9 protein-coding genes are annotated in these 8895 nt (G+C 63.2%); 8 read left to right on the top strand and 1 reads right to left on the bottom strand.

Annotated elements, in window-relative coordinates; genetic code table 11:
• From VMA09_11265 to VMA09_11230, 8 genes are all read left to right on the top strand, one after another.
• On the top strand, positions 1-1129 hold a 1129-nt coding region (locus VMA09_11265; protein ID HUA34176.1), incomplete at its 5' end, for an ATP-binding cassette domain-containing protein.
• Between the two features lie 60 nt (positions 1130-1189).
• A complete protein-coding gene (bioB, locus tag VMA09_11260) occupies positions 1190-2185 on the top strand; it encodes a biotin synthase BioB (protein ID HUA34175.1) in 996 nt (331 codons plus the stop codon).
• A 45-nt stretch (positions 2186-2230) separates the two neighbouring features.
• Positions 2231-3646, top strand: a complete 1416-nt coding sequence (gene selA, locus VMA09_11255) for an L-seryl-tRNA(Sec) selenium transferase (GenBank protein ID HUA34174.1) — start codon at positions 2231-2233, stop codon at positions 3644-3646.
• Positions 3647-3677: 31 nt separating this feature from the next.
• The gene (locus tag VMA09_11250) at positions 3678-3914 is read left to right on the top strand and encodes a dodecin (GenBank protein HUA34173.1); all 237 of its coding nucleotides are present in this window, start codon (positions 3678-3680) and stop codon (positions 3912-3914) included.
• Between the two features lie 66 nt (positions 3915-3980).
• On the top strand, positions 3981-4835 hold the full coding sequence (locus tag VMA09_11245; protein ID HUA34172.1) for an LLM class F420-dependent oxidoreductase: 855 nt from the start codon (positions 3981-3983) through the stop codon (positions 4833-4835).
• Positions 4836-4932: 97 nt separating this feature from the next.
• Complete coding sequence (locus tag VMA09_11240) at positions 4933-6540, top strand: BON domain-containing protein (protein HUA34171.1); 1608 nt, start codon at positions 4933-4935, stop codon at positions 6538-6540.
• A 149-nt stretch (positions 6541-6689) separates the two neighbouring features.
• Entirely contained in the window at positions 6690-7019 is a 330-nt protein-coding gene (locus VMA09_11235) for an SCP2 sterol-binding domain-containing protein (GenBank protein HUA34170.1), read from the top strand.
• Between the two features lie 288 nt (positions 7020-7307).
• Positions 7308-7592 (top strand): hypothetical protein, encoded by a 285-nt coding sequence (locus tag VMA09_11230; GenBank protein ID HUA34169.1) that lies wholly within the window; start codon positions 7308-7310, stop codon positions 7590-7592.
• 37 nt (positions 7593-7629) lie between these two features.
• Here the strand turns inward: VMA09_11230 and VMA09_11225 are convergent, their stop codons facing one another.
• Positions 7630-8853: an ABC transporter permease gene (locus VMA09_11225; protein HUA34168.1), complete on the bottom strand. Its 1224-nt coding sequence runs from the start codon at positions 8851-8853 to the stop codon at positions 7630-7632.
• Between the last annotated feature and the right edge of the window lie 42 nt (positions 8854-8895).

Genomic DNA, 8895 nt, shown 5'->3' with positions numbered 1-8895 from the left:
GCCCGCGATCCTGATGCTCGATGAGCCGACCGATCATCTCGATCGCGAAGCGCGCGAGCTTCTGATGAACGGGCTCCGGCGCTTTCGCGGTATCGGGATCGTCGTCTCGCACGATCGCACGCTGCTCGATGAGCTGACCTCAAATACGCTGCGCGTCGATGAGGGCGCGGCTCGCTCGTGGCGCGGTTCTTACAGCATCGCGCGCGAATCGTGGGAGGCCGAGGCGCGCGAGCGGCACGATGAACACGAACGGCTGAAGCATCAGCGCGTGACGCTTGCGCGACGACTCGACGACAAGCGCCGGCGCGCGGCCGCGGCCGAGTTCAGTGCCAGCGGCGCGGGCGCGCGGCGGCGAATGACTGGGCCGCGCGACCACGATGCGACCAGCTCGGCACGCAAGGGCAAGGCGCAGATGGCGACGGCGCGCATCTCGCGCGACGCGAGTCTTTTGCGTGCGAGCGTCGATCGCGTCAGCGAAGAACTCGAGCAGTACAAGTTTCGCAAGCACAAGGGCCGCGCGATCTTTGTCGATTACGTGGCGGCGCCGGTCGCGAAAGTGCTGACGATCGATACCGATGCGATCTGCGCGGGAGACGCGCCGCTGCTCCGCGACGTTCACCTCGCCGTGACGCGGCAGAGCCGGATCTACGTGTCGGGCGCGAACGGCGCCGGCAAGAGCACATTGCTGGGCGCGCTGATTCGCGGCGCGCACGTGCCGGCCGCACGGCTGCTCTATCTGCCGCAGGAGCTCAGCGCGCGCGACGGCGCTGCGATGCTCGATGCCGTGCGCACGCTCGGCGACGATGCGCGCGGCGCGGTGTTGTCGCTGATCGCGGCGCTCGGCATCGATCCCGATCGCCTGCTCGAATCGCATCTGCCTTCGCCCGGCGAGGCGCGCAAGCTCGCGCTCGCGTACGGCCTCGGCCGCCAGGCGTGGGCGCTCGTGCTCGATGAGCCGACCAACCATCTCGACATGCCCGCGATCGAACGGCTCGAGGAGGCGCTCATCGAATATCCCGGCGCGCTCGTAATCGTCACGCACGACGACGCGCTGGCGCGCCGATGCACGAGCGAAGAGTGGCTCGTCGCCGATGGTAGTATCGCGGTGCGCGGGAATTTCGGAGCTTGATCTTGGCGCGATGAACCCGTTAGTTGTGCGGCTCCTGATTCAGTTAGAAGGAATGCTTGGATGATTCGTTTTGAGGATCTTGATCTCGATCGGCTGGTCGAAGATGTCTTGGCGGGCGCCGAGCTCGATCGCAAGACCGCGGCTGCCATTCTCACGTGTCCCGATGAACGGCTGAACGACCTGCTCGATGCGACGCGGCGCGTGCGCGAGGCTTCGTTCGGACGGCGCGTGAAGGTCTGCATGCTGCGCAACACGCAGAGTGGGATCTGCCCCGAGGATTGCGGCTACTGCTCGCAATCGCGCGTGTCGAAGGCCGATATCCCCGTTTACAAGATGCAATCGGTCGCGCAGCTCGTCGAAGGCGCGCGCGTCGCGGCCGAAAGCGGCGCGCGCCGCTACTGCATGGTGTGCAGCATGCGCGGCCCCACGCCAGCCGACGTGCAGCATCTGTCGGAAGCATGCGATCGAATCCGGAGCGAATTTCCGGCGCTCGAACTTTGCCTCTCGATTGGACTTCTCGATCGCGAGCAGGCGGGCGATCTGAAAAACGCCGGCGCCGGATGGATCAATCACAACCTCAACACCAGCCGGCGCTTTTATCCGCAGATCTGCTCGACGCATACCTACGACGATCGCGTGCGCACCATCGAAAACGTGCGCGACGCGGGGCTCTCGACCTGCTCGGGCGGGATCATCGGGATGGGCGAAACCGACGACGATATTATAGACCTCGCCTATTCGACACGGCGCCTGAAGATCGATTCGGTGCCGGTGAATTTCCTGGCGCCGATCAAAGGCACGCCGCTCGCCGGCATGCGCAATCTCTCGCCCGAGAAATGTCTCAAGGCGGCGTGCCTCTTTCGGCTGTTGAATCCGAAGAGCGAAGTCCGCGCGGCGGGCGGGCGCGAGCTCAACCTCGGCGATCGGCAGGGAGATCTCTTCAACGCTGTCAATTCGATTTTCGTAAACGGCTACCTGACGACGCCGGGATGGGACTGGACGCGCACCCGCGAACTGATCGAGGGGGCCGGCTTCGAGCCCGAACGGGCCGACTAAATCGCGCTTGCGCACGCGGCGGTTGCTTTCCGATAATCAGCCGCGTTGTCTTCGCAATCGAAAAAACGATCTGAGCCCGCGCGCGATGAGCGCGGCGCCGTGCTGCGCGCGATTCCGCCCATCGACGAATGCCTGCGCGCGGTAGAGAGCCTGCCAGGCTTCGATCATTTCAATCGCCGCTACCTCAAGATGCTGGTGCGGCACGCGCAGGACGGGATGCGCGCGGCGATCACCGCGGGACGGCACGATATACCTGCGGAGCGCAAGGCAATGCTCGAAGTCATCGCGCAGGCCGTCGAGCACGAAGCATCGGCCAACGAGCCCGCGCTGATTCCGCTCGTCAATGCGACCGGCGTAGTGCTGCATACGAATCTCGGCCGCGCGCTCCTGGCCGAATCGGCGATCGATGCGGTCGCGGCGGCCGCGCGCTCGGCGGTCAATCTGGAATTCGACCTCGAACATGGAGGGCGCGGCGATCGCGACGACCTCGTGGAACGCGAGCTGCTCGAGCTGACCGGCGCCGAAGCGGCGACGATCGTCAACAACAATGCCGCCGCCGTGCTGCTCGCGCTCAACACGCTCGCCGAAGGCCGCGAGGCTATCGTGTCGCGCGGCGAGCTGATCGAAATCGGCGGCGCGTTTCGGATTCCCGACGTGATGACCAAGAGCGGCGCGCGCCTGCGCGAAGTCGGCACCACCAATCGCACCCATCCCAGCGATTACGCGAGCGCGATCGGTCCCGACACCGGGCTCATCCTGAAGGTGCATCCGTCGAACTATCGAATCGTGGGCTTCACCAGCGAGGTCGAGCTGGCGGAGCTGGTCGAGATCGGACGCGAGCGCGGGATCCCGGTCATGGAAGATCTCGGCTCGGGCGCGCTGGTCGATCTCAGCGAATATGGTTTGCCGAAGGAGCCGATCGTCGCCGAGCGGATTGCGGCCGGCGCCGACGTCGTCACGTTCTCGGGCGACAAGCTGCTCGGCGGTCCGCAGGCGGGCCTGATCGTCGGCAAGCGCGAGCTGATCGAAAAAATCAAGCGCAACCCGCTGAAGCGCGCGCTGCGCTGCGACAAGATGACGCTGGCCGCGCTCGCGGCAACGTTGCGGCTTTATCTGCGCTCGAACGATCTCGCCGCCGAGCTTCCGACGCTGCGTCTCTTGAGCCGCACGGCCGGCGCGATCAAATCAGCCGCGGTGCGCGGGCGCGATATCGTCGCCGAGCGGCTCGGCGCGGAGTACATAGTCGAAGTCGTCGCGTCGGAGGCGGAGGTCGGCTCGGGCGCGCTGCCCGTGAAGCCGCTCGAATCGTCGGCGATCCGCGTGACGCATCCGAAAAAATCACCGGAGCAAATTGCTGCGATGTTCCGCCGCGCGCGCGTTATCGGTCGAATCACCGGCGACGCGTTTCACCTTGATATGAGAACGGTCGAAGACCCCGCCGCGCTTGCCGTCACCTTTTGACGCGAGGCCGGGGAGATTGGATGTGAGGGATATGGCCAAGGAGAAAAAAATGCCGGACAAGACCTACAAGATCGTTGAAGTCGTCGGCGTCTCGGAGCAAAGCATCCACGAGGCGGTGCGCAACGCGCTAACCAAGGCGAGCAAGACGCTGCGCAATATCGATTGGTTCGAAGTGAAAAATATCCGCGGCGCGGTGGATAAAAAGGGTGAGCCGACATTCCAGGTCGAAGTGCGAATCGGCTTCCGGCTTGAAGGCGAACCGGTCTAAGTTCGCCGCGACCCTATCGTGATCGTATCTGGTCGTGCGCCGCGCGGCGCGCGCGTGGAGAAGCTTATGAACTTCGCGACGTTTCTGTATCAAACCGCCCCAAGCAGTATTGCCTCGGTCGCGCACAAGGCCGAGGAGCTCGGCTTCGAGTCGCTCTGGATCCCGGAGCACATCATCCTGCCCGTTAACTACAAGTCACCATACCCGTACTCGAAAAACGGCAGGATGCCGGCGCCGCCCGAGACGCCGCTCCACGATCCGATGCTCGCGCTCGCCTTCGTCGCCGGGATCACGACCAAGGTCAAGCTGGCGACTGGTATCTACGTGCTGCCGATTCGCAACCCCGTCACGACGGCCAAAGCGGTCGCGAGCCTCGACGTGCTGTCGGGCGGCCGCTTTATCTTCGGGATCGGAATCGGCTGGCTCGAGGAGGAGTTCGACGCGGTGGGGATGAACTTCAACGATCGCGCGCTGCGCACCCGCGAATACGTCGCGCTGATGAAGGAACTGTGGACCAAGGACGAGCCGGCGTACGAGGGCAAGACGGTTCGCGTCAGCGGGTGCAAGTTCATGCCCAAGCCGGTGCAGAAGCCATATCCGCCGATCGTGTTCGGCGGGCATACGGAGCCCGCGCTCAAGCGCACGGCGCGCTACGGCGACGGATGGTACGGCATCGCCGAGAATATCGACGAAACGCGCGGCGTTATCCAACGTCTTCGAGATCATGAGCGCACGTTCAACCGCACCGCGCCGCTCAATATCACCGTCGCGCCGCGGCTCGGCGAGCCGATCAACACCGATCACGTGAAGCAGTTTGCCGAGATGGGAGTTGATCGAATCATTTTCGCGGCCGGGCCTGCGACCAAGGATCAATTGGCAGGCATGGAGCGCTTCGCCAATGATGTGATGGCGAAGGCGTAGGAGACGCTCATGATACCGGCGCGGGCGTGGCGTGTGGCCAAGCGCGCGGCTATCATTCTGCGAACCGCGCCTCATCGACAGGACGAATCCGAGAGCTATGAAGAAATGCCCGAGTTGCGATCGCACTTACCCCGACGCTGAACTTTTCTGCGAGACCGACGGCACCGCGCTCGTCAACGCCGAACCCGCGTTCGCGCAGCGATCGGACGCCGGTGGCGGCGCAGATCAAACTACGGAATGCCCCGTATGCGGCGGCAAGGCCCAGCCCGGTGAGGTGATTTGCAACTTCTGTGGCGCGCGCCTAGTTGCCGACGAGCCCGCGGCAACGCCGCAGCGGCCAACTCCGCCCTCGCAGCCAGCCCGGATAACGCCGCAGCCGACGATCGCGCCGCGCCGGGTGCAGCCTACCGTTCGCAGCCAGCAATTCCCGTCCTCGCAGCGGCTCACTGGGCAGATGCCTGAAGATGAGCCGGGCGCTCCTGAGCAGGGCGAGGGCCGCGGGATTCTCGGCGTCGTCGGGTATCTGGTTGCCGCTATCGTCGCGCTCGCCGGTGGGGCGTGGCTCGCGCTTCACCTGAGCTCAAATGGGACCAAGGTTGTGACACAGCCGACTCCCGCTGCGATCGCGTCGGCCGCACCGTCTACGGCCGCGCCGGCAGGGCCGATCGTCGCGCTCGCGAGCACGATCCCGGTTCAATCGAACGATACGAACTCGCTGCCCGAGCGCAGCGCCGATGAGGCCACGAAAGTCTTCAACAACAACCAGAAGGGGCTGGCCGATTCGTACACGCATTCGCTGATCGGCGATCCGACTCTCAGCGACGGGATGATCGTGCGCGTCGTCGTGCAGCCTACCGATGGCTCGGTCGCATCGGCTTCGGTCGTCACATCAACCTCGCCGAATCCTGGACTCGATGCGGATGTGGCGAAACAGGTATCGGGATGGAACTTCGGCGCCGCATCGAAGGGCGGGCCGGTGCAGTTCGACTTGCCGGTGATATTCGCGACCAGCGCGGGCGATCAGGCGAATATTGAGGCGCAGCTGAAAACAAAGCTTGCCGGTCTCAATCCGACCGAGCCGCCCGAGTACACCTCGGCCTCGCCCTCGCCAGTCGCCGCCGCACCCAGCCCTGCCGCACCTTCGGCGGCTGAGACGGGTGTTGGCGCAGCGCCGGTGGCTCCAGTTGTTCCCGAAACTCCCGTCGCGGCAATGACTCCTGCCCCCGCTCCGGCGCCAACGACAGCGGCGCGCCCGCGGCATCGCAAGATCGCGCGCCCAGCACCGACACCGACGCTACAGCAGCGGGTCAAAGACGCGATGCTGGCGAATCCGAAATTGCGCCGCGTCGATTGCTATACGAGCGGCGGCACCGTGACGATCTTCGGCAAGGTCTTCGACGACAAGGACAAGCGGTACGCCGAACGTGTGGCCGGGAGCGTGCCTGGCGTGACCAACGTCATCAATTCGCTCTCGACCGACACTGGCGATTGGCAGATACGCCAGAATCAGATCGCGTCGCAGCTTTCTAATGCCGGACTCACCAACGTGACGATCAAGGTGATCGGCCACGACGCCTACCTAGGCGGAACGGTGAAGAACGACGCCGACAAGGATCGCGCGGTTTCGATCACCGAGAGCGCGGCTCCGGTTCACGTGCGGACAAATCTGATCACGGTCGAGCCGGGACGTGTCTTTGGATTTTAGCTTTCAGGATGGCGCCAGATTGGCCTTCACGTGCATTGATTGGCACACGAACGCATTGAGCCGAACAATCTTGACAAGATTTGGTAGTCTCGCTTATATGGCGAGAAGAGCGCGCTACCGTTCGCTCCCACCAGGAGGTTCGTTTTTCCATGGCCGATCAACCTACTTCGTGTAAACAAGCTTTCGATATGATGCCCAGCCGGTTCAACAAAGAAGCGGCCAAGGGCCTCAACGCTACTTACCAGTTCGATCTCTCCGGCGATGGCGGCGGCAAGTGGCACGTCATCATCAACAATGACCAGTGCGAAGTGAAGGAAGGCGCCGCGGCGTCTCCCAGCATCACGATCTCGATGACGGCTCAGGACTACCTTGACATGCTGTCGGGCAAGCTCAACGGCCAGGTAGCTTTCATGAGCGGCAAGCTCCGCATCGCGGGCGATATGGGACTTGCGCTCAGGATGCAGAGCCTGTTTCAATAGTAATTAGATAGCTAGCGTGGCCGGGTCTGCTACTGCGGACCCGGCCAGCGAAATCCGCCTGGAAAACTTCCTTCCCAGAATCATCCCGATAGAGCAAACACACCGAAGTACGCCGGCTCCGTTTCGCACCACAAATACATATCCAAATTGAAAAGATTCTTAAGTGAGTGAAGGCGTCATTCCCATGACCGCCCGCAGTCAAGCAAGCGCAGCAACGGACGAATTCATCGTCCGCATGAATACAAAAGAACAGGAGAACCTACTACGTCACAGCAAGAGAGGAGCTTTATGAGTTCGGCAGAACTCCCCGACGATCCGGAACGGCAGCAATCAGAGCAGGCTGAAAGCGGGCGGGACAATGATTCAGACTCGGATTCGATGGCCTCCAAGCTCTCCAAGGAGCTCAACAACTGGCGCCGCAAGCGCACCAGTGGGCGTCCGCGGCGAGTCGAGGGACCGAGCCAGAATTATCAGTCTGAGCCGGCGCGAACGATCAAAGTCCGCGGCCACGAAACGTTGGTAATCCGCAAGCCCAAGCTGGCCAGCAAGCCCCCCACGAATCCCACAGAATAAGATCGCGATTGCCGCAGGTCGAAGTTGTGGGGTGGGGTTAGGAGCGGAAGACCTCGACCGGCATTTCTCGTGACGCCTGACGCGCCGGGTAAACCGTAGCGAGCAGGCAGAGTACGATCGACGCTAGCGCTACCAGCGCAAAGCTCGACGGGTCGATAGCTATCGGCAACGTTGAGATGCCATATATTTCCTTGGAAATATGGATAAAGTGGTAGCGCGCGAGCACGGCGCATCCGAGCGATCCGAGCACCAGCCCCGCGGCTGTGCCGGCCAGGCCGACGATCATTCCCTTGAGGATGAAAATCCGCCGCACGTCGCGCCGCGTCGCGCCCATCGAGATCAGCACCGCGATGTCCTTGCGCTTTTCCATCACGACCATGATCAGGGTCGCGACGAGGTTGAACGCCGCAACGGCGATGAGCAGGATCAACACCATTGTGTAGATCCGTTTCAGCAGCTCGAATCCTCCAGCCGCCGATTCGTTGTATTCGATCCAGTTACGCACCACGTAGGGTCGCTGGAACGACTTGCGCAGCGCGGCGGTGACATCGTCAGTGCGATCGAGGTTCAAGAGATGGATATCGATCGCGTCGACACGCCCGTCGCGTCCGAAGAAATCCTGCGCGCGGCCGAGGTCCATGAACATCATGTTGGTATCGACGAAGCTCATGCCCGAGTCGAATACCGCGCCGATCGTGAAGTCGCCGGTCCGCGTTGACATCGAGCCGCTGGCGCCAAGGATCGGCACGACGAGCCGCACGCGATCGCCGAGCTTGGCTCGGAGCTTCTCGAGCAGCGTCGAGCCGACGGCGATCGCGCCCAGCGGCGCGTCTTTACCTGAGGCTGCGGGCTTGGCGAGCTCGCCGAGGCTACCGTCGGTCACGTAGCGACCCCATTCGGCATCGACGACGGGATTGCTGGGATCGAAGCCGCGGATGATAACGCCGCCGATTCCGTGTCCCGAGCTCAGCATCCCCTGGCCGATGATATACGGCTCGGAGCCGCTGACCCCCGGTACAGTCGAGACCCGTTTCTGGATGTCGGCGTAGCCCGTGATCGATCCGTCAATGCTCAGGATCTGCACCTGCGGACTCAGATTGAGCACGCGCTCCTTGAGGCTCGCCTCGAACCCACCCATCACCGAGAGGGTGATCGTCAGCGCGGCGACGCCGATCATCACGCCGACCGCGGTAAAGATCGTCGTGATCGAGATGAACGCTTCCTTGCGCCGCGCGCGCAGGTAGCGCAGCGCTATCTTCAATTCGTATCGCAAATTTTGATTGGGCGAGCTTCAGGGCCGCGC

The sequence above is a fragment of the Candidatus Binataceae bacterium genome, assembly GCA_035508495.1.
In the GTDB taxonomy this organism is placed as follows: Bacteria; Desulfobacterota; Binatia; order Binatales; family Binataceae; genus JASHPB01.
Note: the sequence above shows the minus strand (reverse complement) of the source record. Positions and strands in the feature narration are given on the sequence as shown.